The organism is Brevibacillus sp. YAE8 (genome assembly GCF_057543335.1).
Genome location: NZ_BAAIYG010000030.1, coordinates 40,083 through 63,531, shown reverse-complemented (window position 1 = coordinate 63,531; position 23,449 = coordinate 40,083). Strand labels below are relative to the sequence as shown.

Annotated in this window: 21 protein-coding genes and 1 pseudogene; 7 read left to right on the top strand and 15 right to left on the bottom strand. The window is 54.4% G+C overall.

Annotated elements, in window-relative coordinates; all coding sequences use genetic code 11:
- Nucleotides 1-103 precede the first annotated feature (103 nt).
- On the bottom strand, nt 104-580 hold the full coding sequence (locus AC27IT_RS23720) for a lysozyme (protein ID WP_487092126.1): 477 nt from the start codon (nt 578-580) through the stop codon (nt 104-106).
- 671 nt (nt 581-1,251) lie between these two features.
- On the opposite strand from AC27IT_RS23720, the pseudogene AC27IT_RS23715 reads away from it, so the two are divergent.
- A pseudogene (locus tag AC27IT_RS23715) lies at nt 1,252-1,491 on the top strand (SMI1/KNR4 family protein); the annotation flags it as partial.
- 97 nt (nt 1,492-1,588) lie between these two features.
- On the opposite strand, the gene AC27IT_RS23710 reads toward AC27IT_RS23715, so the two are convergent.
- From AC27IT_RS23710 to AC27IT_RS23695, 4 genes are all read right to left on the bottom strand, one after another.
- Nucleotides 1,589-2,329 (bottom strand): response regulator transcription factor, encoded by a 741-nt coding sequence (locus tag AC27IT_RS23710; RefSeq protein WP_283858551.1) that lies wholly within the window; start codon nt 2,327-2,329, stop codon nt 1,589-1,591.
- 44 nt (nt 2,330-2,373) lie between these two features.
- Complete coding sequence (locus AC27IT_RS23705; protein ID WP_283858550.1) at nt 2,374-3,750, bottom strand: PepSY-associated TM helix domain-containing protein; 1,377 nt, start codon at nt 3,748-3,750, stop codon at nt 2,374-2,376.
- 204 nt (nt 3,751-3,954) lie between these two features.
- Entirely contained in the window at nt 3,955-4,152 is a 198-nt protein-coding gene (locus AC27IT_RS23700; RefSeq protein ID WP_005832059.1) for an NADPH-dependent FMN reductase family protein, read from the bottom strand.
- 126 nt (nt 4,153-4,278) lie between these two features.
- Entirely contained in the window at nt 4,279-5,121 is an 843-nt protein-coding gene (locus AC27IT_RS23695) for an aldo/keto reductase (protein WP_025848665.1), read from the bottom strand.
- A gap of 273 nt (nt 5,122-5,394) precedes the next feature.
- Between AC27IT_RS23695 and AC27IT_RS23690 the strand changes: the two genes are divergently transcribed.
- The 4 genes from AC27IT_RS23690 to AC27IT_RS23675 all read left to right on the top strand — a co-directional run bounded on the left by AC27IT_RS23690 (nt 5,395) and on the right by AC27IT_RS23675 (nt 8,858).
- Nucleotides 5,395-5,778: a winged helix-turn-helix transcriptional regulator gene (locus AC27IT_RS23690; protein WP_035988256.1), complete on the top strand. Its 384-nt coding sequence runs from the start codon at nt 5,395-5,397 to the stop codon at nt 5,776-5,778.
- A gap of 164 nt (nt 5,779-5,942) precedes the next feature.
- Entirely contained in the window at nt 5,943-6,605 is a 663-nt protein-coding gene (locus tag AC27IT_RS23685) for a type 1 glutamine amidotransferase domain-containing protein (protein ID WP_122904689.1), read from the top strand.
- An 87-nt stretch (nt 6,606-6,692) separates the two neighbouring features.
- Nucleotides 6,693-7,907, top strand: a complete 1,215-nt coding sequence (locus AC27IT_RS23680) for an MFS transporter (RefSeq protein WP_025848669.1) — start codon at nt 6,693-6,695, stop codon at nt 7,905-7,907.
- 78 nt (nt 7,908-7,985) lie between these two features.
- Nucleotides 7,986-8,858: a LysR family transcriptional regulator gene (locus tag AC27IT_RS23675; RefSeq protein WP_005832054.1), complete on the top strand. Its 873-nt coding sequence runs from the start codon at nt 7,986-7,988 to the stop codon at nt 8,856-8,858.
- A gap of 168 nt (nt 8,859-9,026) precedes the next feature.
- Here the strand turns inward: AC27IT_RS23675 and AC27IT_RS23670 are convergent, their stop codons facing one another.
- Both AC27IT_RS23670 and AC27IT_RS23665 read right to left on the bottom strand, forming a co-directional pair.
- The gene (locus AC27IT_RS23670; RefSeq protein WP_283858548.1) at nt 9,027-10,238 is read right to left on the bottom strand and encodes an MFS transporter; all 1,212 of its coding nucleotides are present in this window, start codon (nt 10,236-10,238) and stop codon (nt 9,027-9,029) included.
- 340 nt (nt 10,239-10,578) lie between these two features.
- Nucleotides 10,579-12,285, bottom strand: coding sequence for a HEAT repeat domain-containing protein (locus AC27IT_RS23665; protein ID WP_283858547.1), 1,707 nt, complete (start codon nt 12,283-12,285; stop codon nt 10,579-10,581).
- A gap of 287 nt (nt 12,286-12,572) precedes the next feature.
- On the opposite strand from AC27IT_RS23665, the gene AC27IT_RS23660 reads away from it, so the two are divergent.
- On the top strand, nt 12,573-13,178 hold the full coding sequence (locus AC27IT_RS23660) for a TetR/AcrR family transcriptional regulator (RefSeq protein WP_283858546.1): 606 nt from the start codon (nt 12,573-12,575) through the stop codon (nt 13,176-13,178).
- Between the two features lie 105 nt (nt 13,179-13,283).
- Here the strand turns inward: AC27IT_RS23660 and AC27IT_RS23655 are convergent, their stop codons facing one another.
- A complete protein-coding gene (locus AC27IT_RS23655; protein WP_025848676.1) occupies nt 13,284-14,315 on the bottom strand; it encodes a LacI family DNA-binding transcriptional regulator in 1,032 nt (343 codons plus the stop codon).
- Nucleotides 14,316-14,646: 331 nt separating this feature from the next.
- Here AC27IT_RS23655 and AC27IT_RS23650 point away from each other — a divergent pair, with 331 nt between their 5' ends.
- A complete protein-coding gene (locus AC27IT_RS23650) occupies nt 14,647-15,699 on the top strand; it encodes a 2,3-butanediol dehydrogenase (RefSeq protein WP_005827925.1) in 1,053 nt (350 codons plus the stop codon).
- Between the two features lie 108 nt (nt 15,700-15,807).
- Here the strand turns inward: AC27IT_RS23650 and cntE are convergent, their stop codons facing one another.
- Genes cntE through AC27IT_RS23615 form a run of 7 tightly spaced genes read right to left on the bottom strand, consistent with a single transcriptional unit; the run spans nt 15,808 to nt 23,442 of the window.
- Nucleotides 15,808-17,028, bottom strand: coding sequence for a staphylopine family metallophore export MFS transporter CntE (gene cntE, locus AC27IT_RS23645; RefSeq protein ID WP_005827923.1), 1,221 nt, complete (start codon nt 17,026-17,028; stop codon nt 15,808-15,810).
- A gap of 50 nt (nt 17,029-17,078) precedes the next feature.
- Nucleotides 17,079-17,822, bottom strand: a complete 744-nt coding sequence (locus tag AC27IT_RS23640) for an ABC transporter ATP-binding protein (protein ID WP_005827921.1) — start codon at nt 17,820-17,822, stop codon at nt 17,079-17,081.
- A complete protein-coding gene (gene cntD, locus AC27IT_RS23635) occupies nt 17,809-18,630 on the bottom strand; it encodes a staphylopine uptake ABC transporter ATP-binding protein CntD (protein WP_005827919.1) in 822 nt (273 codons plus the stop codon). The genes AC27IT_RS23640 and cntD overlap by 14 nt, the downstream gene beginning before the upstream one ends.
- Nucleotides 18,631-18,636: 6 nt before the next feature.
- Nucleotides 18,637-19,530: a staphylopine uptake ABC transporter permease subunit CntC gene (gene cntC, locus AC27IT_RS23630; protein WP_487092124.1), complete on the bottom strand. Its 894-nt coding sequence runs from the start codon at nt 19,528-19,530 to the stop codon at nt 18,637-18,639.
- A 1-nt stretch (nt 19,531) separates the two neighbouring features.
- Nucleotides 19,532-20,464 carry a nickel/cobalt ABC transporter permease gene (gene opp1B / locus AC27IT_RS23625; protein ID WP_026558565.1) on the bottom strand — a complete coding sequence of 311 codons (933 nt, stop codon included), beginning with the start codon at nt 20,462-20,464 and terminating at the stop codon, nt 19,532-19,534.
- A gap of 8 nt (nt 20,465-20,472) precedes the next feature.
- Entirely contained in the window at nt 20,473-22,095 is a 1,623-nt protein-coding gene (gene cntA / locus AC27IT_RS23620) for a staphylopine-dependent metal ABC transporter substrate-binding lipoprotein (RefSeq protein ID WP_005827913.1), read from the bottom strand.
- A 21-nt stretch (nt 22,096-22,116) separates the two neighbouring features.
- Nucleotides 22,117-23,442 (bottom strand): opine metallophore biosynthesis dehydrogenase, encoded by a 1,326-nt coding sequence (locus AC27IT_RS23615; RefSeq protein ID WP_025848689.1) that lies wholly within the window; start codon nt 23,440-23,442, stop codon nt 22,117-22,119.
- Between the last annotated feature and the right edge of the window lie 7 nt (nt 23,443-23,449).

Here is a 23,449-nt window from a genome sequence, read left to right as displayed (position 1 = left end):
GTTGTGTTCTTTGATAAGTTGGCGCAGCTGGTCTTTTGGAATGAGTCCCATGTGTTCTCTCAACCTCACTTTGTTTCATTGTAATGGAATGTGGAATGAGAGTTTACACAAAATATTTTACAGTCCCAAGTGGGCCAATAAAAGGATATATAAACACATGGGCAAGCATCGCTTGTACATCATCGGTTGTTAGCACCCCAGGACCTCCATTATAAGTGAGCGAAACAAGTGCATCAAACTGCGACTGTGTAAATTGACAACCTGTAGGAAGTTCTAATTTATTAACTGCCTTTACAGCCTTTGCAGTATCATCAGCAAAAAAAGTATTCGCCTTAGACTGAGAGATTGGTGAAGTATAACCTAGATTTAAAGACTTTGATAAAGCATCAGCTTCTGCTTGGGACAGAAGAGAATCATTTGGATTCCCTGTTGTATTTTTTTTGTATACTTTCGTGTCTGTTATCAAGTGTCCCCATCCAACTGTTGGATACCCATAAGGATCTCCATAAAATTTCAAGGAAAATCCCTCATGTTTTTTGATAAGGTTTGCTCCATCTGTGCCTAAAGAAAAATTTGACATAATAAAACTCCTTTGTATTGTTAGTAGCGACTATTTTGAGCGCTCAACTCATCGCCTTCACCCTTGTAGGTAAAAAAACAAAGTAAACTACAACCGCCTCTTAGAAATTTTTTGCTTTTTGGAAAAAGCCTCAATCACTCGAAAGCCTTTGCACTCAAACGAACGAATTTTTAACAGATAAAAATCTATAATTTTTAGGGATCAAAGAACAACAAAAAAGAAGAATCCGATACAAGATCGGATTCCTCATCTGTGCGACTATTTCTTCTGGAACTCCATTAATCACTACTTGCTCAATAATGAATCTTGCTTTAGATGGAAGGGAATTCAGCATTTCTTCTTGGGTCTCGATAATAAGTTTTATGTAGGGCTTGCTGAACAATGCATAAACGCGAGGAATCGTGAAATAATCAAAGAAAACTGCGGAAAATCTGGATTTATAATTTGACCAAGTGCAAGGTTTTTGCAGGAATTCTTTGAAAAACCTTGCACCAGTAAGAATTTCGTTCAATCAAGAGGCACACGAAACGTTCAAAATGGATCGGAAAAACAGTATTTTATACTACTGATATGCATTTCGACTCTGACTTTGCTGTTTTGGAACCAAATCTGCATATTATTCATGATTTCTTGTATATTTCTCATTCGTTCAGCAAGCCCTACTTAGTCTTGATGAAATTCAAGACAACCATCTCGATTATATGCCCAAAAATTGGTATCCTATCTCAATCAACAATGGTGATTACATCTTTATTGACTCTGATCGAGTTAAAAATGGGCAAACCAATTATTTGGTATGTTTTAACCATGATGATGTTTCGACTGCCGAAGGTCATTACTTAAATATGACGTTTGAAACATGGCTCGAAAGATTAATCATCGCGCAAGGTGCAGAGTTTTGGACCTGGTAAAAAAAGAGTGGATCATCCACTCTGCTCTTCAGATTGTCGAGAAACCCCACACATTGTGAGGTTTCTCTTGTTTTACATAGATTTTCCCGCGAACTGCTTATCCATTTTGGACATTCTGGTCTGTCGCACAGAGCTGATAGCCCCAGCCCCATACGGTGGCAATCAGCCCGGCGGCCGCCGGGGAGCGCTGGAACAGCTTTTTTCTGATTTTCCGAACGTGCGTGTCGACGGTGCGGGCATCCCGTTGTACGCTGGCGTCGTTCCATACGTGCCGCAGCAAGTCCTCCCGCGAAAACGTTTCATTCGGATGCAGGGCGAGAAAGTGCAGCAGATCGAACTCTTTGCGCGCCAGCTCTACCACGTTTCCGCCGACCGTCACCCGATGCGCCAGCGGCTCAATCAACAGGTCGGAATACGCAATCGCGGCGGGAGCTGCCCTGCTTTCCCCGGCCTTTTCCTGCTGACTGCGCGCCCGCTGCAGGATCGCCCTGATCCGGTACATCAGCTCGTGCGGACTGAACGGCTTCACGACGTAATCATCCGCGCCCGCCTCGAACCCTCTCAAACGATCTGCCTGTTCCCCTCTGGCTGATACGATCACGATAGGGACCTGCTGCCTTTCCCGCAGCCTCCGGCACAGCTCGATGCCATCCATCTCCGGCAGCATCAGGTCGAGAATGACGAGATCGTAGTCGATCTGCTCTACCAGACTCAGCGCTGCGCTCCCGTCGTCGGCCTCATCCGCGACGTATCCCGCCTTTTCCAGATACATGCGCAAAATTCGCCGGATTCGCTCTTCATCATCGACAATCAGTATCGTAGACGGACTCTCTCCCATGCGGTTTCTCCTCCCTCGCTTAATCGGTCGTTTATCCGACTGGCCTATGCGCTCAAAAAACGTTTGACTGCAGGTATGCGCCTGATGACAAGCCAATCCAGAAGCAGAACGACAAGGAGCGAGATGCCTACCAACGGGAAGAACAGTCCGAACGCGACGACGATCAGCGCGACGCCTTTCATCAGCTTGAAGTTTTTCGGCAGGGCAGGCGCTCCCAGTTTTCCCGGCGGCTTCCGCTTCCACCACATGATTAGCCCTGTGACGGAAATGCCTGCCAGACCGAGACAAGTCAACGCCGCCAGCAACTGATTCGGCCACCCGAAAAATCGCCCTTCATGCAAGGCGATGCCGATTTCGATTGCTTTTGCCATCGTCCCGTAATCGGCAAAACGCAGATCGGCGAGAACGTTGCCGCTGTATTGGTCGATGTGCAGTGTCGCATTGTCCACAGGAGACTTGGGGAACACCGACACCGTATAGACGCCCTTTTCCCCTTCAGGCAGATTGATCGTATAGCCAGCGGGGACTTTTCGCTCGGCGGCAATCTGGATTACCCGCTCCAGCGGCAACGGTTTATCCCCGCCTTTTTGCTCCGACTCTGGCACTGGCATGTTTTCGGCTGCCCACGCCACTTCTGCCACTGCCTTGGTCGGAATGACCGACTCCGGCACGCTGCCCCACAACTGGTCCGGATAGCCGGATTGAGCCGAGGTGGCCGCTTTGTTGACGTATTCGCCCCAGACGCCGGACCAGGGCAAGCCCGTCATGATGAGCACTGCTGTGAACAGCGATAGCCAGAACGCGGGAACGGCATGCAAATCTCGCCAAAACAACCGCTTCCCTTGCATCAGCCTGGGAAGCAACGTCCCGTACACCGAGCGGGTGTTTCGCGGCCACCACAGGTAGATACCCGTGACGAGCAAAATCATGCCCCAGCATGCGGACAGCTCGATAATCCGGTCGCCGACCGTACCTGCCAGCAGCTCGCCATGCAGCTTTTTCATGACTTGCATCAGCCTGTCGCTGTCCGCAAGCTCGCCGACGATCTTGCCGTCAAACGGATTGACGAACACGGTTTTGCTCACGTTGTTGTCGACAATGCCGACCTCAGCCGTGCGCGTCGGCTCATCGGCTGGACGGTAGCGTGTAATCGCTGCCGCTGGATAGGCTTGCTTCACCGCCTCTACCTGCTGCGTGGGCGAGACAACCGTTTGACCGACGGGTACGTAGTAGTAGTCTTTGTACAGCCACGGTTCGATCTGCGGCTTGAACAAATAAATGCCGCCCGTGATCGCGAGCAAAATCAGAAAAGGAGCAAAAATGATGCCAGCGTAAAAGTGCCACCGCCAGAGGGCAAGGTACAGTCGCCTTTCTTTTTGCGGTTCCTCCGCCTCGTGCCGGAGCGGTTGCGCCATTGCCATATACTCGATTCCTCCTCGTGGTTTTGGTTCACGCTGCCGAGTATAGGACAACCGCCGGGTGCGCCGCATGACTCGATCTAGCTATACGCAGCCCGATTATGTGGCGGAAGATTGACAACTTTGTAGCTCACCATGGCTGACCCATTGGCTGTCTGGCTATGGCGACCATGCCTGGGCGCTCATACAGCAGCCTCTCCAAACGATTCAGGAAGTGAGCGCATGCGCCGGAGCATGAATGTATGCCGCATACCTTTTCGCTTCCTGCTCCAAGTATTCATCCGTCCCGCGCAGCGCATCGAAGGTGACGAAAGGCGGCAGAAAAATCCCGTTGCAGCGCGTCAACGTGCGTTGGATCGGTCTGAGCAGCTCGCTGACGGTGAACCAGTTGTCGCCGCCTGCCACGTATTGCCGCTCTCCGCCGCTGAAGACGCCCGGTACGCCGGGTCAGGATGAAGACGCCACCGTTTTTGCAGCCAAAAGGAAAAGAGAGATAGACACAGCTTCTATCTCCCTTTTTCAGACCTGGCATTAAAAATCGAAGTTGTCCGGGTCCGGGCCGACGCGATGGTTTTCATTCAAGCCGTCGATCAGCTCCATCTCTTCTTTTGTCAGTTCAAAATCAAACAGCGAAGCGTTTTCCACGATGCGATGTTCCTTCGTGGACTTGGGAATAGTCACGACGCCGTGCTGCAGGTCCCAGCGCAAAATGATTTGGGCAATTGATTTCCCGTGCTTCTCGGCGATCCCTTTCAGAACGGGATTGTCCAGAAGCTGGCCCTGCATCAGCGGCGACCACGCTTCGAACTGGATGCCCTGTTCCTGGCAGTAAGCGCGCAACTCGGTTTGGGACAGGCGCGGGTGGAACTCCACCTGGTTGACCATCGGCTTGATTTCCGCGTCTTTGAGCAGCTCTTCCAAATGGTGAATGTGGAAGTTGCTCACCCCGATCGCTTTGACCCGCCCGGCCTTGTACAATGTCTCCAGCGCTCTCCACGCCTCTTTGAACTTCCCTTCCACCGGCCAGTGGATCAGGTACAGGTCCAGGTAGTCCAGCCCCAGCTTGTTCAGGCTCGTCTCGAAAGCAGCCAGCGTCGATTCGTAGCCAAGCTCTGAATTCCACACTTTCGAGGTTACAAACACATCTTCTCTGGCAATTCCGGCCGCTTCCACTCCGGCGCGAATCCCGCGTCCGACCCCTTCCTCGTTTCCGTAGATCGCTGCGGTGTCAATGCTGCGATACCCGTGCTTGATCGCGAACTGCACGGCATGTTCCAACTCCGGACCTTCCTCTACTTTAAAAACGCCCAGTCCCAGCCAAGGCATTTTCACTCCGTTGTACAGCGTGGTTGTATCTTGCAAATGGTTTGCCATTGTTCGTTTCTTCCATCCTTTTTGTTTTATGAAATAGCTCTTTTCGCAAATCAGATTTGCTCTTGTTATCTTGGCCAAAGCCATGTAAATTGAAGTCAGTTTCTTTTTGACGAAAACATTCATTGCCAGAGACGCGCGCGACGCCATGCCTTGCGAAAAGAGCTGACAGCAGTCAAATTAAGTGGCAAGCGGTTTGACAAGTGCTATTATGAGAGACAATAGCCAAAAGGAAAAGTACGTACTTTTTTGTGCGATAGGCACTAAAAAGTTCCTATGCAAGCAGGAGGGAATCGACCGTTGAAAAAGAAGTACAACATTTCAGTCGAAGCCACGCTCGAAGTCATCGGCGGCAAATGGAAGTGCGTCATTTTGTGCCATCTGACGCACGGAAAAAAGCGCACCAGCGAATTGAAGCGCCTCATGCCGGGCATCACGCAAAAAATGCTGACGCAACAGCTTCGCGAGCTGGAAGACGACGGCATTATCAACCGGATCACGTACAACCAGGTTCCGCCCAAGGTCGAATACGAGCTGAGCGAGTACGGCTGGAGCCTGAAAAGCATTCTGGACGCGCTATGCGCCTGGGGCGAGCAGCATATTATCCGCGAGTACGGAGACAAATATGCGGTGCTGGAAGACAGCATTCTCAACCAATAACACGACGTCGCCACCTCTTTTGCAAACAGCAGGGGTGGCTTCTTTTTTCTCTATCTATAAATTTATTTATGAATACATCACGAAAACATAATTTGTTTTATCGAAAAAACGGACGTAGAATAACGACTGTCACCACAATCCCACATTCACAGGAGGCAATATAGATGGCAAAACAAATTTTGATGGTCGTCACCAATCACACAGACATGCACGAGGGCAAACAGACAGGCATCTGGCTGTCCGAATTTGCCGAAGCTTACCTCGCCTTCGAGCGGCACGGCTATGATGTCACAGTAGCAAGCCCTCTGGGCGGAGCAGGCCCGATCGACCCGGGCAGCGTGGACGAGAACACCCCGCAGGAATTTCTCGATGCCGCCAAGCTGCTCGCCAACACGAAAAAGCTGGAGGATGTGACGGCAGACAGCTTCGCTGCGATCTTTTTGCCAGGCGGGCACGGCACGATGTTCGACCTGCCGGAAAACACCAGGCTCCAACAGTTGCTGCGCGACTTTTACGAAGCGGGCAAAATCGTCGCGGCAGTCTGCCACGGTCCGGCCGGGCTTGTAGGCGCGACATTGTCGGACGGTCAGCCGCTCGTCGCAGGCAAGCGCGTCAATGCTTTTACAGACAGCGAGGAAGCGGCGACAGGGCTGGGCGCCTACCTGCCGTTCCTGTTGGAAAGCAAACTTCGCGAGCTTGGTGCCGTTTTTGTGGCCGCCCCAGACTGGAGCGCACACGTCGAGGTGGACGGCAACCTGATTACCGGACAAAATCCGCAATCTACACTGGCAGTCACAGAAGCAGTCTTGAACAAACTGGGTGAATAATAAACGGGAGGCTGGTAGGCAAACGAGATCAGCCTCCCCTCGTTTATCTTTTTACATTTGAATGGGCAAAAAGGAGGAACCATCATCATGCAATTCGACCACGCTGCCCGTCATTCCGACCTGTCGGCATCTTCACGCAAAGGCTCGACGCTCGCCTTGTACGCGCTGACGCTCGGAGCTTTTGCCATCGGCATGACGGAGTTTATCATCATGGGCTTGCTCCCGGAAGTGGCGGCCGACCTGCACGTCTCGATTCCGCTTGCCGGGTTGCTGATTACAGGGTATGCTCTGGGAGTTGCCGCAGGCGCTCCCGTCATCACAATCGCGACGCACAAAATGCCGCGCAAAGCACTCTTGCTGTTTTTAATGATTTTGTTTATCGTCGGCAACGCCCTGGCCGCACTGGCCCCCAACTACACCGTTTTGATGCTGGCGCGCATTCTCGCCGCCCTCACGCACGGCTCGTTCTTCGGCGTCGGCTCTGTCATCGCCGCCGAGCTGGTTCCGAAAGAAAAGCGCGCAGGTGCGATCGCCATCATGTTTACCGGGTTAACTTTGGCGAACATTTTGGGCGTCCCAATCGGAACGTTTTTGGGGCAAGCTTATGGCTGGCGTTCGACTTTTTGGGCGATCACGGTCATCGGCGCGATTGCGTTCGTCGGGATCGTCCTGCTCGTGCCCAAGGTCGCAAGCGCCGCGTCCAGTCTGCGCCAGGAATTGGGCGTGCTGAAACGTCCGGCGGTGCACGTCGCGCTGTTGATGACTGTATTCGGCTTCGGGGGCGTCTTCACCGCATTTACGTACATTGCGCCGATTCTCGTGGACATCACCGGCTTTTCTCCCGGCTCGGTTTCTTATATTCTGGTCTTGTTTGGTGTAGGTATCACGATCGGAAACATTTACGGAGGAAAGCTGGCAGACCGCAAGCTGTTTCCTTCCTTGCTCGGCATCCTCGCTCTGCTGACAGTGGTTCTCGCCCTGTTCAGCCTGACAGCTTTGAGCAAGCCGCTCACGCTGGTAACGGTATTCGTCCTGGGGATTGCCGCATTCGGCACCGTCCCCGGCCTGCAGCTCCACATGCTGAACACGGCTAAGGAAGCCCCTACGCTGGCCTCCACGCTGAACATCGCCGCATTCAACCTGGGCAATGCGCTGGGGGCGTATATCGGCGGCGTGGTCATCGAGCTGGGATTTGCCGGCGGACTTCCTGCCGTTCCTTGGGTCGCTTCGCTTACGACCTTGATCGGGATTTTGTTTACGCTCTGGGGAGCGAGACAGCAAAAGCAGGCAGCGCGCTCCTGACGGGACAAACGCCTCGAACGGACGCAGCCGTTTAACACGAACATGCCGCACGAAAGGAAAGGAGGGCTACCAAACATCATGGTAGATTTTGAATGGTATCGCAGCTTTGTCAGCATCTACAAGCACGGCTCCGTGTCCGAAGCTGCCCGGACACGGATGATGACCCAGCCTGCCATGAGCCAACATCTGGCGTCGCTGGAGGCCGAGGTGGGCGAGCCTTTGTTCACGCGGGCACCGCGCAAAATGATTCCTACAGAGCGGGGCAAAACCCTCTACACCCAAGTGGTCCCGCTCATTGAAGCGCTGGAAGAAACCACGCAAACGTTAAAAACGAGCACCGCCTCCTCCCTGCCGATCATCCGGATCGGGGCGAACCACGAGTTTTTTCGGGAAAAGCTGGCCCCGCACATCGGCAGCTACCAGCTTCGCGTCGTCGCCTATTTGGGAGTCGCATCCAGACTGCTCGACTTGCTGCTGGAGGAAAAGGCAGACATCATCGTCATGCCGCAAAAGCTTTCTGTGCCTGGCGTGGAGTACATCCCCTACATGCAGGAGGAATTTGTACTGGTCGCGTCACCCGATTACAGCGAGCCTGCCTTTGCGGAGCGTGACGCTTTTGAAGCGTGGCTGTGCTCCCAGCCGTGGATCAGCTACGACCTCGACTTGCCGATCATCCGCCGCTTTTGGCGGGAGCATTTTCAAAAACGTCCGCAGACGCAGCCGACGCATGTCGTCCCCGATCTGCACAGCGTTTTGGCCGCCATTGAGCACGGCGCAGGCATCAGCCTGTTGCCCACGTTCATGCTGAATCACCACTTGTCGAGCGGAAAGGTAAAAGTCTTGTACCCGTCCTGCACCGTTACGAACGACTTGTATTTGGCCTACCAGATGAAAAACCGGAGCCTACCCCACCTGAAAGCGTTGATCGAAACGCTGAAAAGGACGGTTTGATTACACCCGTTGGCCGAAGCAAGCAAGAAAAAGGCTGTCATCCTTGGAATGGATCACAGCCTTTTTCTGATGGAATCTACTATTGGGTGACGGGCTTCCAAGCCTTTCTGCCACTTTTCCGTGAGCTGAAACTTGCTGCACAGATTACGCGCACAGACGGCGAATCGCTCAGCGGCGCGCTCGCTCCAGCTTCCCGCTCGCTGCGGTGAGCAGCGCAGCGCCAACCACCATCACTCCCCCGATCCACGGTGTATGAATCAAGCCCATTGTATCCACGACGATTCCGCCGACGAAAGCACCGATGGCAATGCCGAGATTAAACGCGGCAATATTGATCGCAGACGCTACATCGACGGCACCCGGAACGTATTTTTCGGCAAGCTGTACGACATAGACTTGCAGTCCCGGCACGTTCATGAAGGCCAGCAGCCCCATCAGAATGATCGTTATCGTGCCCGCGACTTTGAATGGAGCCGTAAACGTGAGAATGACGAGAATAACAGCCTGAATCACAAACATCCAAAAGAGCGCCCGGAGCGGATTTTTGTCGGCAGCTCTCCCCCCGATCGTGTTCCCGATGGCGATTGCCAGGCCGTACACGAGCAGGATCAGACTGACGATGCCTGCAGGATAGCCCGTGATCTGTTCCAGAATCGGGCCGAGAAACGTGAAGGCGACAAACGTGCCGCCGTAACCAAGCGCTGTAATGGCAAAGGCCAGCAGCAGTCGGCCGTTTGTGATAATTTTCACTTGGTCCTTCAACGAGGCAGGTTTGCCCTTTTTCAAAGTGCCCGGAACGAGCACAGCCGTCGCCACGAGAGCAATCAGGCCAAGGATGGCTACGCCCCAAAAAGTCGCTCTCCACCCGAACATTTGCCCGATAAACGTCCCCAAAGGCACTCCGGTCACGGTGGCGACCGTCAATCCGGTAAACATGGTCGCAATCGCGCTCGCCCGCTTGTTTTCCGGCACCAGATCAGCCGCAATTGTCGAGCCGATGGAAAAGAAGACGCCGTGCGAAAATGCGGTAATAAAGCGGGCAACCAGCAGCAGCGCAAAGCTGCCAGACATTGCTGCCACACTGTTTCCGACGATGAACACGATCATCAGCAAAAGAAGCAACGTCTTGCGCGGGATTCTGCTCGTCAGTGCTGTAATGATCGGCGCTCCCACAGCCACTCCCAGCGCATAGCCGGAAATCAACAGCCCGGCCAGCGTAATGGTCACATGCAAATCTTGCGCGACAGTAGATAACAGACCGACAATGACAAATTCCGTCGTACCGATGCCAAATGCACTGATTGCAAGCGCAAGCAAAGCGAGCGTGGAGTTTTTCGCACCTTTTTCTTGCTGCTGCACGCTATCTATAGTTGTACTCATGCGTAAACATATCCTCCTTCAGTTTTACTTGCCAGCCATACGGTAGGGCCCTTACGCATCATGATTGGCGAATGCGGTGTTGCTGATTGCTATTATCGGTCATGCGTATCCTCATAGGAAGTACGTACTTTTTAGTAGCATAGGCACCGAAAAGTGCCTAAGGCGCCTGTCGTCTTTGTTGCCATCGCGAAAGCCGCAGACTTTTCCGCGCAAAGGTAGGCCTAACCCAAAGTTTAACTTGGGAGAAAGTTCCGTATATGATCCTTCTCGGCAATTCGTAAAGAAAACAAAAAAGCTGGCCATCCCGTTTTCTTCGGCTGACCAGCTTTCCTATCTGTTTTTACTTGCGGATGAGAAACCGCAGCTCCTCGGCCAATGCGGCAGGCAAGACAGCTTGCACCTGCGCCAGCACAGCTTCCATCTGCTCTCGCCGCTCCGCACCAAAGGGCACGTAAAACCGTTTGTTGCAACCGTCTACCCAGAGCTGGACGTGGCGGATCGCTTCGGCGCGGACTTCTGCTTCATCCGTAGCGCACGCCCGCAAGACATGGAGGATGCCGTCTCCCTTCCCAAACTGCGTGAACAAGTACAGGATGTTCTTTTTCACATGCGTGTCTGCCTCTCCTGTGAAAATCTCCCACAGCTTATCGCTGTGCCGCAAATCCACCATGCCGCCCAAAACTCGCCTGGCTTCCCGCGACTCGCTGCGCTTTTCGGATTGCAAGGAGCGGAAAAACAGCTCGATGTACGGTTCCGGGTCCAGCATCGCGATTGCCTTTACAGTCGTCCGGCGAACCCGCGTGCGCTCGTCAGCAAGAAACGGCAGCAGCCTGTTCGCGTCTGCCTTGTCGCCTGTTTCGCCCACGCCTGCAATCGCGGCCAAAAGCTGCCGCTCATCCGTTCCCGCGCACTTTTCCCGATAGCAGGCCGCAAAATCGACCCCCTGGTCCTTGAGATAAAATCTCGCCAACTCCCGAATGTTTTTATGCGGATCGAGCAGCGCCGCAGTCAGCGCTTCCCCGGCTTTTTCCGGGTAACGCTCCACATAAGTTTGCAAGGCAAGCTGCCTGATCGGCGGAAATACGTCGTTTCTCATGAGTTTTAGCCCATCGCTTAAACAAACGTTTAAGTGATTTTTTACCAGCAAAGTGCTGATTCGCTGCCTGATGAACGCATCCGACTGTGCCATCGCTGCCCGCCAAACGGCTTCCTGCTCTCCCCCCTCCGCTTGCAGCGCCAGCTCGAAGCTGAACCGCCGTACATGCAAGTCCTTCGAGCGAAATCCGCCAGTCAGCACCGCACGCTGGGCAGGATGTTGCAGCAGGGCAAAAATGCCGTCGACGAGATCCGTAAATTTTTCCCGATGGTAATAGCGGACAAGATGGTCCACCAAGCAGACCGATTCGAGAAAATGAGGCGCGTATGCAGAGCGGAGCCTTTGCTTTAATGCCTTGTAGGCCAGAAAGCGTATCTTCGGCTGCCAGTCATTTAACCGCAACAGCAAAAACGGCAGCTCTGCCCCCGAAGCTTCCCGGGCTAGCCGTACAACCGCCGCCTCGCGCACGTAGCCGTTTCGATGAAAGCTGCACAGCCCCACAAAGCTCGCATCTGCCTCATCCTGTATCGGGAAAGCCTCGATTGACGCAGGCGACAGCTCGTGCCACGCTCCCAATTTGTCTGCATGCTGGTATGCTGTCAGCCTGCGGATGTACTGATCGAGGGAAATCAGCCCCTGCTTGCCATGGCGCTGCAAGCTGTGCTGTACCGCTCTGCGCGCGAGCTTGCCGAATGGGTCGTCCACGCGCATGGCAAACGGCAGCAGGAACGGCAACGCAAGCAAACTGGCACTCTCGGCTATCGTGTGCAAAATGTCTGTTCTCCGCTGTTGCGTTTCATGCAAGCTGGCGTGGACAGCGGGCTTTTGGTACAGCTCTGCGATCAGTGCGAGCATTTCTTTGGATAAAGCTTTCATTTTCGCTCTCCTTTCTAAGCACAGGTACTCGCCGCGCAGTTGGGACAGCATGGTGACAATCCCGATGCCCGACATCGAAATCTACATCCTGGCGGCCAGACCTGCTGCCGAAAAACCTTTCGTGTCAGTAGCCTTAAATATTTCAAGGTAAAGGTTGAACATCCTCCGCCTGCGAACAAATGTCGTCTTTCCCGTCACGTTGGTCACTACACATTGACATACATCTCGTATGCCAATACCATAAAAACATACGCAGCGTACGTCAATGCGCGTACTGCTTTCTCATCTGCCCCGCTTTTCCTTTTATGCGCTACGAACAGAACACAAAAAAGCCCCCCGAGAATCGTAACAGGAGGAATCCCATGACCCGCAAGACACGCGCAGAAATGTTGGCGGAAACGCGCGCCAAGTTGGTCAGTGCCGCCAGACAAGCTTTTGGCACGATCGGCTATGCAGATACTTCGATGGATGAGCTTACCGCTTCTGTCGGCCTGACGCGAGGGGCGCTCTACCATCACTTTGGCGATAAAAAAGGCTTGCTTGCCGCCGTCGTCAAACAGCTCGATGCGGAAATGGACGAAAAGCTGGCCGCGATCTCCGACGCCGCCGAAAGCTTGTGGGAAGGCTTTGTGTGCCGCTGCCGCGCCTATCTCGCCATGGCGCTGGAACCGGAAATCCAGCGGATCGTGCTGCGGGATGCGCCTTCGGTGCTGGGCAACGCCTACTGGCAATCGTCCCAGTCGCAATGTCTGGCGACGATGACTGACACGCTGCAAAAGCTGATGCAGGAACAGATCATTGTGAAGACCGACCCCGAGGCATTGGCCCGGCTGTTGAACGGGGGGCTGGCGGATACCGCGTTTTGGCTGGCAAACTCCGCTGACCCCGAGGCGGAATTGTCCAAATCGCTGCGCAGCCTCTCCGCTTTGTTGAACGGACTGCTGGCGACGAAGCAGCCGCTGAACTAGCTGGTTCACGCACGAAAAAAGCCGAGGAAGCGCAAGGAATCATCAGCCCTTGCGTCACTCGGCTTGCCGTTTTGGCCCTATTGGCCGCTTCTGCTTTTCGACATGCTAAATATCCAAAGGCGACTGGCGAATAACCGCCACACTTGACTCCCGCACAATCAACCGCGGCTCGAACTGCACGCGCTCGTAGGCGCCAGCCCCATTCTCACGAATCCGTTTCAGCAGCAGCTCCGTAGCCAACCGAGCCACTTCCTCCCCCATGATCGAAACCGAACTGATCTGCGGAGTCGTGATCGTCGTCCAGACGTTGTTGTCGATCCCCACGATCGCGACATCCTCCGGCACGCGAACGCCCAGCTCCTTGAACCGGTTCACAATCCCGATCGCCACCATGTCGTTGACCGCGTAGATCGCGTCCGGCATGTTTTTCAGGCTGAAAAAATAGTCAGCCGCCCGCCGCCCTGTTTCAAACGAGAAGTCCTCGCCAAAGTAGACGAGCGAAGGATCGACGTGTGTCAGCGAGCTTTCGTAAGCGATGTAACGTTCCTCGATCTTGTCCTTTGGCGCGCCTGCGTAGGCGATGCGCGTCCGGCCGATTTTTATCAGGTGCTCCATGACGAGCCGCCCTTCCTGACGGGCCATGCTGACCACATCCGCCTTCACATTGTCGTCGAGCTTTTTGCCGTAGTTGATGATCGACACCGGGACGCTCGCTTTGTTGATGAGCGGGACCAACGTTTTCGGATAGGCGAGCGGCATGATAATCAGCCCGTCTACGTGCAGCTTTTTCACCTCGCGCACAGTTTCCAGCTCTGTGCGGGCATTGCCGGAGGTGTTAATTTGCACGACGCGATAGCCATGCTGCTTCGCCGCTTGCTCCACCGACCAGGCGATATCGGGAATGATCGCGTTGCGAATATCCGGAACAGCCAGCGCAATCTGATATGTCTGCCGCACCTTCAGGCTCTGCGCGGAAGTGTTCGGAGTGAAGCCCAGCTCCTCGATTACTTGCAGCACCAGCGCTTTCGTCTTCGGACTGATCCCGCCGCTGTCGTTAATCGCCCGCGAAACGGTCGCAATCCCCACCCCTGCCTTTTTCGCCACGTCTTCTATCGTCACTTTGTTATGGGTATCCACTGCGATGCTTTCCTTTCCTTCTCGGAATCGTTTTCTGCTTTCTACGAATCTGTTCTCGTTATCTATCGTTATTATAGCACACACGGTCTGCGCGGTAACGAGGTGCCACCGCAGCACAACCCAGCCATGTTGGCAAAAGGTCGTCTCCCCTGGGCAAAAGAGAGAGCCGCTGTCATAACACTTTCGTTACACTTCGCACTTTTTTCACTTGATATTACAGTTTGACAATATGTCAAAGTTATGACATATTATTTTTCGGAAACGTTTCCTATTTTAATTACTGTTTTCGGCAGATATACAATCCCAATTCCCTGCAAGGAGCTGACAAATGATGAAAGCGTTACGCTGGCACGGTTTGAAAGACCTCCGTCTGGAGACAATCGCGGAGCCTCAACCCCTCAAAGGACAAGTGAAAATCAGAGTGGAATGGTGCGGCATTTGCGGAAGCGACCTGCATGAATACGTGGCAGGCCCGATCTTCATTCCGGAAGGAGCACCGCATCCGCTTACAGGCGAAAAAGCTCCTATCGTCATGGGTCACGAATTTTCCGGACAAGTCGTAGAGGTCGGAGAAGGCGTAACGAAGATCAAAGTAGGCGATCGCGTGGTCGTCGAGCCGGTCTTCGCGTGCGGAACTTGCGCTGCGTGCGCGCAAGGCAAATACAACCTGTGCAACAAAATGGGCTTCCTCGGACTTGCTGGCGGTGGCGGCGGCTTCTCGGAATACGTGGCGTGCGATGAACACATGGTCCACAAAATTCCGGACACCCTCTCCTACGAGCAAGGCGCACTGGTCGAACCATCTGCAGTGGCACTCTACGCGGTGCGCTCCAGCCAACTGAAAGCCGGCGACAAAGCAGTCGTATTCGGTGCCGGCCCCATCGGCCTGCTCGTCATCGAAGCGCTGAAAGCAGCAGGCGCAGCGGAAATTTACGCGGTCGAGCTGTCTCCTGAGCGCAAAAACAAAGCGGCTGAGCTTGGCGCGATCGTCCTCGATCCGAAAGAGTGCGATGTGGTTCAGGAGATTCACAACCGCACCAACGGCGGCGCGGATATCGCATTTGAAGTAACAGGCGTGCCTCCGGTTCTCACGCAAGCGATCGAATCGACCAAAATCGCCGGACAAATCATGATCGTCAGCATCTTCGAACGCGAAGCGCCAATCAAGCCGAACAACATCGTCATGAAAGAACGCTCGATGACAGGCATCATCGGCTACCGCGACGTGTTCCCGGCCGTCATCAGCCTGATGGAAAAAGGCTTCTTCCCTGCGGACAAGCTCGTCACCCAGCGCATCAAGCTCGACGAGATCGTCGACCACGGATTCGAAGCGCTGCTGAAAGAGAAAAACCAGGTGAAAATCCTCGTAAGTCCGAAAGCCTAATCGAAAACGATTCCACTATCATTTTTGCTTCCAGGCGAAAAACAGAGCGGAAAAGGCAGGTCACCCCCTTGCCTTCCGCTCTTTTTCCATTTTATTCCTGGTTGCTCTCTAGGAAGCTGGCTTTGCGCTCGCTGTTGCCTCGGCCAATGCCTTGCGCCGCTCGTAGGCAAACAAAATCATCGCCACGCCTAACACTGCGCACAGCATGTACATGAACGAATAAGAAGACAAATCCGCCACCGGCCCCATGACGATCCCCCCGAGCGAAACGCCCAAATCAGCCGTCGCAATAAACAAGCCGATCAAAACATTGCGGCTCGCCTGGGGCAGCACAAAGGTCAAATACGTCGTCAGCGTCGGATAGAGCAGCGCCTGCGCAATCCCCATCAGCACAGCCCCGACATAAAAAAACAGAAAGCCTCCGGCGGCCGAAAAGGTCGAAAGGCTGACACTTTGCGCCGCCACGGCCAGTATCAACATGACGCCCATGACAAAAGATGCGCGCCACTTCCCGTCGGAAGGAATTTTTTTCCGCAAGACAAACCGCGCCAGGACAACCGTCCCCGCCTGCAGCATGAGGAAAATGCCCGCATGACCGCCTGTAATTTGCAGGGCGTACAACGGGATAAAAGCAGTAACCGCTCCGAACACAAGAGAAGCGGTCAGCATCAGCACGCTGCATGTAAACAGGTGCGGGTTTTTCACAAACTGGCTGAAGGACGAAAAGCCGACCGCCTTCTGCTCGACTTTCGCTTCAGCCTTGGCCTGCGCATCCTCTTTGTCGATTTTGGCGGTAAACCCGACTACGCCTGTCAAAACGGCGATCGCCACCATCGCAAAAGTGAAGCTGTTCATCTCACCTGGCTGCCAGATGCCGAGAGCGAGCAGCGGCCCGACAATCCCCGGCAAGTACGCGCACAGCGAGTACATAGAGATCCCTTGGGACCGCTCCTTTTCCGGCAGGGCATCAATAATCCCGAGCTGCAAAGCCATGGAGAAAAAGGCGGTGCACACCCCTTGCAGCATGCGGGCGACAAAATACCCTTCCAGTCCGGTAAACGTGTACAAGATCAAGGCTACCCCGTTGAGGACGAGAATCGTGCGCAACACCTTGATCGGCCCGCGTTTTTGAATGATGTGGCCCGCCCACGGGCGCAGCAGCATCGTCGTAAACAAATACGCCCCCATAATAATCCCGATGGTTGTATTGGAAGCTCCCAGCGAAGAGCCTTGCAACGGAATGATGACGTTCAGGATCGAGTTGGCGCTAAAATAGAAAAGAGTCAAAAGGTACAACCGCAAAAATGGCCAGGCCAACGCTCCTCTCACAACTTTGTTCCCTCCCTTTTACCCGTACATGTATGTCGGTTTTGCTTCCATTAGAGCATGACTGTTTGCAGCAGCTTTTTGGCATAGGCGGACTGCACGTTGCCCAGTTGCTCGACCGAAACGGTTTCCTCCACCCGCCCGCTGCGGACGATCATCACTCTGTCGCACAAATAGGCGGCCGCCTGCAAATCGTGCGTGATGAAGATGTAGCCCATGCGGTAAGTGTTGCGCAAGTCTTTCAGCAGTTCCAGCACCTGCATCTGAACCGATCCGTCCAGCGAGCTGATCGCTTCGTCCAGCACGATGCACTTCGGCTCCGTCGCGATCGCTCTGGCGATGCACACCCGCTGGGCCTGCCCGCCCGACAGCTCGTGCGGATGCTTGCTGCGATAAGTGGAATCAAGCCCGACTTGCGCGAGCAAAAAGTCGAGCTTGCTGTCGGCTTCCTTTTTCCCCATCCCCATCATCCTAAGCGGCTCCATCAATGCCGCCTCGACCGTGTAAAACGGGTTGATCGAGGACGTGTAGTCTTGAAAAACGGCGCTGATCCTGCCGTTTCTCCCTCTGCGCTTGGTCACGCTTTCTCCCTCGAACAACACGCTGCCCCGGTCCGGCTGCTCGATTCCGAGCAGCAGCCGCCCCAAGGTAGATTTGCCGCTGCCGCTCTCGCCGATGATTCCTAGGCATTCCCCGTGCCCGCATTCGAAGCTGATGCCAGCCAGCACCTGCTCTTTCTCCTTGGAAAAAAAGCCGCCTTTTCTATACGCTTTTTCTACACCGTCAACCTTCAGCAACCGCGACGCCTCCCATCACCCTACTGAAATGCTGGCTAAGCGCAAGCTTGTTGGACACCAGATAGCGTGTGTACTCATGCTGGGCTTTGGCAAAAATTTGCTGGGTCGTCCCGCTCTCGACCACTTCTCCCGCCTTCATGACCAGCACTTCATCCGCGATCTTTTTGACCGCGCCCAGATCGTGGGAGACAAACAGCAGCGAGCAGCCCATTGTTTGCCGCAATGCGATAAACTGCTCGACGACCTCATACGCAGAGACGGCGTCCAAGGCAGTCGTCGGCTCATCTGCAATAATCAGATCCGGTGCGAGGACGATCGCCAGCGCAATCATAATCCGCTGCAGCATGCCGCCAGACAGTTGATGCGGGTACTTGTTCATGATCTCAAGCGGATGTTTCAGCATGACGCTTTCCATCGCCGTTTTCATCCGCGCCGTGATCTCATCCCGGCTCCAGCCATAATGCGCGGCGAGCGTCTCCCGCAGATGGACCCCGACCACGCAAGAAGGGTCAAAGGCACGCATGCCATTTTGCACGATCAGGCAAATCTGTTTGCCGCGCTTTTGGCGCATCTCTTTTTCTGAGAGCGCAAGCAAATCCTCTCCCTGGAACCGTATCTCTCCCGACTGGCGCAGCCCGCTGCCGTTCAATCTCATGATCGCTCCGCACGTCAGCGACTTCCCGCTGCCACTCTCGCCGACAATCGCCAGGCAGCTCCCGGCCTTGAGCTGAAAACTGCTGCCCGCAACCAATTGCTTATTGGTGCGGTTATCCCAAATTTGCAAATTCGCTACTTCCAGTACGTTCATGCCCGGTCACACGCCTCCTTTTCCTTGCAGCCCGACAGCCGAAGCAAAGACACTCGCTTGCGGCTGCTCTTTTGTCCGAACGAGCTTGGGGTCGAGCGCGACCTGGAGCGCGTCCGACAAAAAGTTGACGGCCGACACCGTGATGACGATGGCAAGCCCCGGCGCGAGCATTAATTCCGGGTGGGAAAACATGACTTCCCGCGCTTCGTTCAGCATCATGCCCCACTCCGCATGCGGAGCCTGAATCCCTAAGCCGAGAAAGGAAAAGCCTGAGATTTGCAAAATCATCGAGCCGAACGAGCTGCTGGCAATCACGGCCATCTCAGGCGTCGCCACCGGGACGATGTGCCTGGCCATAATCGAGACGTGGCTCATCCTGATCGCTTTGGAAAACTTGACGTACTCCGCTTCGGCATACTGTCTGACCGATGAGCGGATCACGCGGGCAAACCAGGGCCATTTGGACAGCACGAACGCGAGCAAAATATTTTCCAGCCCTACCCCCATGATCCCGATGATCGCCAATGTCATTACGTACCCCGGAAAAGACAGCATGACATCACACAACCGCATCAAAATCGCATCAACTCGCCCGCGGAAGTAGCCGGCTACAAACCCGACGACACCCCCGATTCCTGCCGACAGGGCGAGCGCCGCGAACACCCACAGCACGCTGGGGCGAATGCCGTACAGAAGTCTGGACAACACGCAGCGCCCGAGCTGATCGTTGCCCAGCGGATATTGCCACGATGCCGAAGCAAAGCGCAGCTCCATATGCACAGCCTTTGGATCATGGGGGGCGAGGACGGGAGCAAAAATGCCAGCCAAAGCGATCAGCGCAAGCACAGCGAGCGAAACTACAGCGACTTTGTCATGAAGCACATTTTTCAGCAGTCTCATCTTATCCATCTTCCCTCAGCTTCGGGTTCAGTACCGCCTGAATCACGTCAGAAACGGCATTGAACAAAATAAAAGCGACAGCCAAAACGAGCACATACGCCTGAATGACCGGAAAATCCCGGCTGACGATCGCCTTCACGCTCAGCGTTCCCAGCCCTGGCCAGGCAAAGATGTTTTCCACCACGACGGTCCCCCCCAAAATAATCGGAATCGCCATGCAAAACACAGAGGTCGTCACCTGCAGCGAATTGCGGACAACGTGTAGCATGATCGTTTTTTCCGGCAAACCGCAGGCCCGGCTGTAGCGGACGTAGTCTTCGTTCATGTTGCCGAGCACTGCGCTTCTGACCATGCGGAAATAAATGCCCGCATAGCCAATCGTGATGACTGCAACAGGCAAAATGTAGCTTTTGTACGAATCCATGCCGCTCGTCGGCAGCAAATCGAGCTTGACGGCAAAATACCAGACCAACAGAGCCGCCAGCCAGTAGGATGGCATTGCGGCCAAAAAGAACGAAACGCCCCTGACGGATTGATCGATCAGCTTGCCTGCCTGCAGGGCGCACAGCACGCCCAACGCGACAGACAGCACGAGAATCGCGACGACCGAAACCAATGTTAGCTTGACCGTGTTGACAAAAGCCGGGCCAAGCAACGACCATACCGATTTTCCGGTGACAAACGAATTGCCGAAGTCAAGCTGCAGGCAGTCGGCGAGCCAGTCGAGGTAGCGGACGACAAACGGTTGATCCATCCCAAGCTCCGCCCTCGTCTGCGCGATCAGCTCCTCGGTGATCGTCGGCACGCCCTGCGCTTGCAGGACCACCTCCGCAGGGTCGAGCGGAGAGAACTGGATCAGGCTAAAGGTGCAAAACGAAACCATCAGCAGCAAAGGAATCGAGATCAGCAACCTTTTCAACACATAGCTGCCCATCGCCATCCTCACTTCCCTGCAAAATTCATGCGTTCAAACGGCAGCTCGTACTGCGTCTGCTTGAAGGAAATGCCTTGCAGGTCTTTGGGAGCCACAATCGTCACGCTGCCATTGGTCAGCGGTACAAAGACTGCTTCCTCGTGAACAATCGTCAAAATGTCCGCGTACAGCGACTTGCGCGCCTGCTCGTCTGTCGATACCATCACGTCTTCGATTTTTTTGTACAGCTCATCGGCCCGCGCAATTCCGCTGGTCGTATGGTAATAGGACGACTTGGAGGTGAAGGCCGCAATCGTGCTCTGCGGATCGTAGGCAAGTCCCCACGTCTGGTTGAACAGCAAGTCGTAGTCTCCACTCGCCCTTCTGTTGGCAATCGAGGAGGACTCCTCGCCGACCAACTCAAGCTGAAGCCCGATCTTGGCGAGTTGATCCTGCATCCATTCCGCCTGCGTTTTTTGGGCGGAGGAATTGACGTCGTAATAGAGCTTCATGGAAAGCGGCGCGCCGTTTTTCTTCCGGACGGCGTTCTCCTGCTCCTGTACCCAGCCGGCCTGTTCCAGAAGCTGCTTCGCTTTTTCCGGATCGTACTCGCGCTTTGTCAGTTCGACATTCGCGTAGTTGACGTTGGAAGAGAACAAGGTGTGGGCAGGAGGCTCTGTGCCGCCCAAAATTTGCTTGCTGATCGTCTCCCGGTCGACCGCGTGCCAAATTGCTTCACGGACGGCCCGGTCTTGCACAGGACTTCCTGCCTTGCTGCTGTTGACGGCCAAAAAGCTCGTATTCATCGGCTGACTGCGAACAATCTGGTACTTGCCGGATTGTTCAAGCTGGTTCATCGCTTCTACATCCAGACTGTTGGCCCCCCGGTCATCGGTAAACACGAAATTGACCTCGCCTTTTTGCAGCGCCAAATAGGTCGTCTCTCCCGCAGGCAGTACTTTCGCGGTGATTTTCTTGATCTTCGGTGCCCCGCCCCAGTATTGTTCATTCGCTTCAAAGACGGCAAACTGCTCCTCTTTATGCTCTGTCAGCTTGTACGGCCCTGTGCCGTTGTAGCCGTTGATGCCATTTTTCGTTTCGCCGTCAATGAAGCTTTTGGGCGAGACGAACACGTACGGCCTTGTCATCGACAGCTCCACCAGAGTCGGGTAGTACGGCTCGGACAACACCAGCTCCACCGTATGCTCGTCCAGCACGTTGCAGCTCTTGATCTTCGTCGAGAGCTTGATCCAGGAATGCTTGCTCGCATTGCTTTGCACCGCTTCGATGTTTTTCTTCACGGCCTCTGCATTGAATGGCTCCCCGTCATGGAACTTCACATTTTTTCGGAGATGGAACGTGTAGACCTTGCCGTCTTTGGAAATCTCCCATGATTCCGCCAAAAGCGGCTTGATGCCCTCTTCGGTATTTTCCACCAGCGATTCATAGACCATGCCTTGCGCATACATCGCCCCTGTGTACAAATGCGGGTTCATGTCTTTAATATCTTTGGAAGTAGCCATTACCAGCTCTGCCGGCTTTTGATTTTGATCCGGCTCAGTGGTCTGCGCCGCGTTCTCGCTGCCGCATCCAGCCAACAAAACAAGCGAGAGAACTGCGCCCCACAGCCAGGAAGCTTTTGCTCGATTCATGTTTCTGTCCCCCTGTATTTCCTACTGATTGTGTCGATTTACCGCATAGTCGCGTGCTTTGCCCAGCTCGCGGCAAATCATCTGCACGTCGCTTTCAAAGCTTTGCACGCGAAACGCGTCCGATAGCGCTGCCCCGGCCAGCCGCGAAGCCGCTTCCTCCAGCTTGCGCTCATACGTGGCGATGAACTTGTCCATTTTCGGACAATCCGCACCGAGATGCGCCGCAATTCCGCGGATGATTTTGATTCTGTAGTAATCCTCGTTGGGCATGCGCGGAATATCCCACTCGCCTGCCTTGTTGACGAACATGGTGCGAATCGGGACCGCGGAAAAGTCGAAGTATTTGCCGTCCTCGTCCGGCTCGGAAAAAGGATCGACCAGCAAGGAAGTGTAGCGGATGTAAAGCAGGTACGACTGACGGATCGGCTCGAAATACGGGAAGTGCTCAATCTCGTGCCGCGACAGGCTTTCCGGACGCACCGGATAGTTGTCGTCTGTCATGAACTGCAGCAGGTTGACTGCTTTCAGCCCCAGCTTTTCCACCACGCCCGTGATCTCCTTCCACTGCCCGAGCATGTCGGAGATGACTTCTTGCGTGATCGGGCCTTCCGGGAACATTTTGTACACGTATTTTTTGACCTTTTCCTCGCCAAAAACGACGCGCAGCGAAAACTCGTTCATAAACAACGGCGGGTGCACGTACAACGATATGTTTCGTGTCTCGGCCTCGATGGGCGTATCCATGGCTACAAGCTCGATGCCTACTTGCTCGTATAGCTCGCCGATCGCTTGGACAGCGGCAGACGGCGTATGCGTGGAGCCGATGAATACTTTTTTCTTCACGCCTGTCGTGATGACCTGATGAGACGGGCTGCCCTCCAGCCAGCGCGTGTCTCCCAAATACGTCGAAAAACTGATGACTTCCGCCTCGGCTTGCAGCTCGGTCAAAAATTGACGGATCAAGCTGGCGGAGCCAAACGTCGGGGAAACGAGTACGACGCGGCTGGCCTTCCGCACGATTTGTGGCCCCAGTTGCTTCAGCACTTCTATGTACGCGTCTGCCGTGACCGCCAAAATCAGCGTATCCCACTCGCCCGCCACCGTTTCATATCCGTAAAAAACGTGGTCGAGAACGCATTCGCCTGCCAACCTGTGATGCTTTTCATTCTGGATATGTACAGACAGGCGCTGGTTGCTTTGCTTGACTGCCGAAAAGAAAGGCGCGGAGCGAACGGATTCCCGCCCGACAATGCCTACCTGACTGTCCCCTTGCTTTTTCAGCAAAACCGCCAGTTGAACGGCAGCCGGCCCCGTTCCCAGCAGCAACACCTTTTGAAAAACGCTCATCATTCAG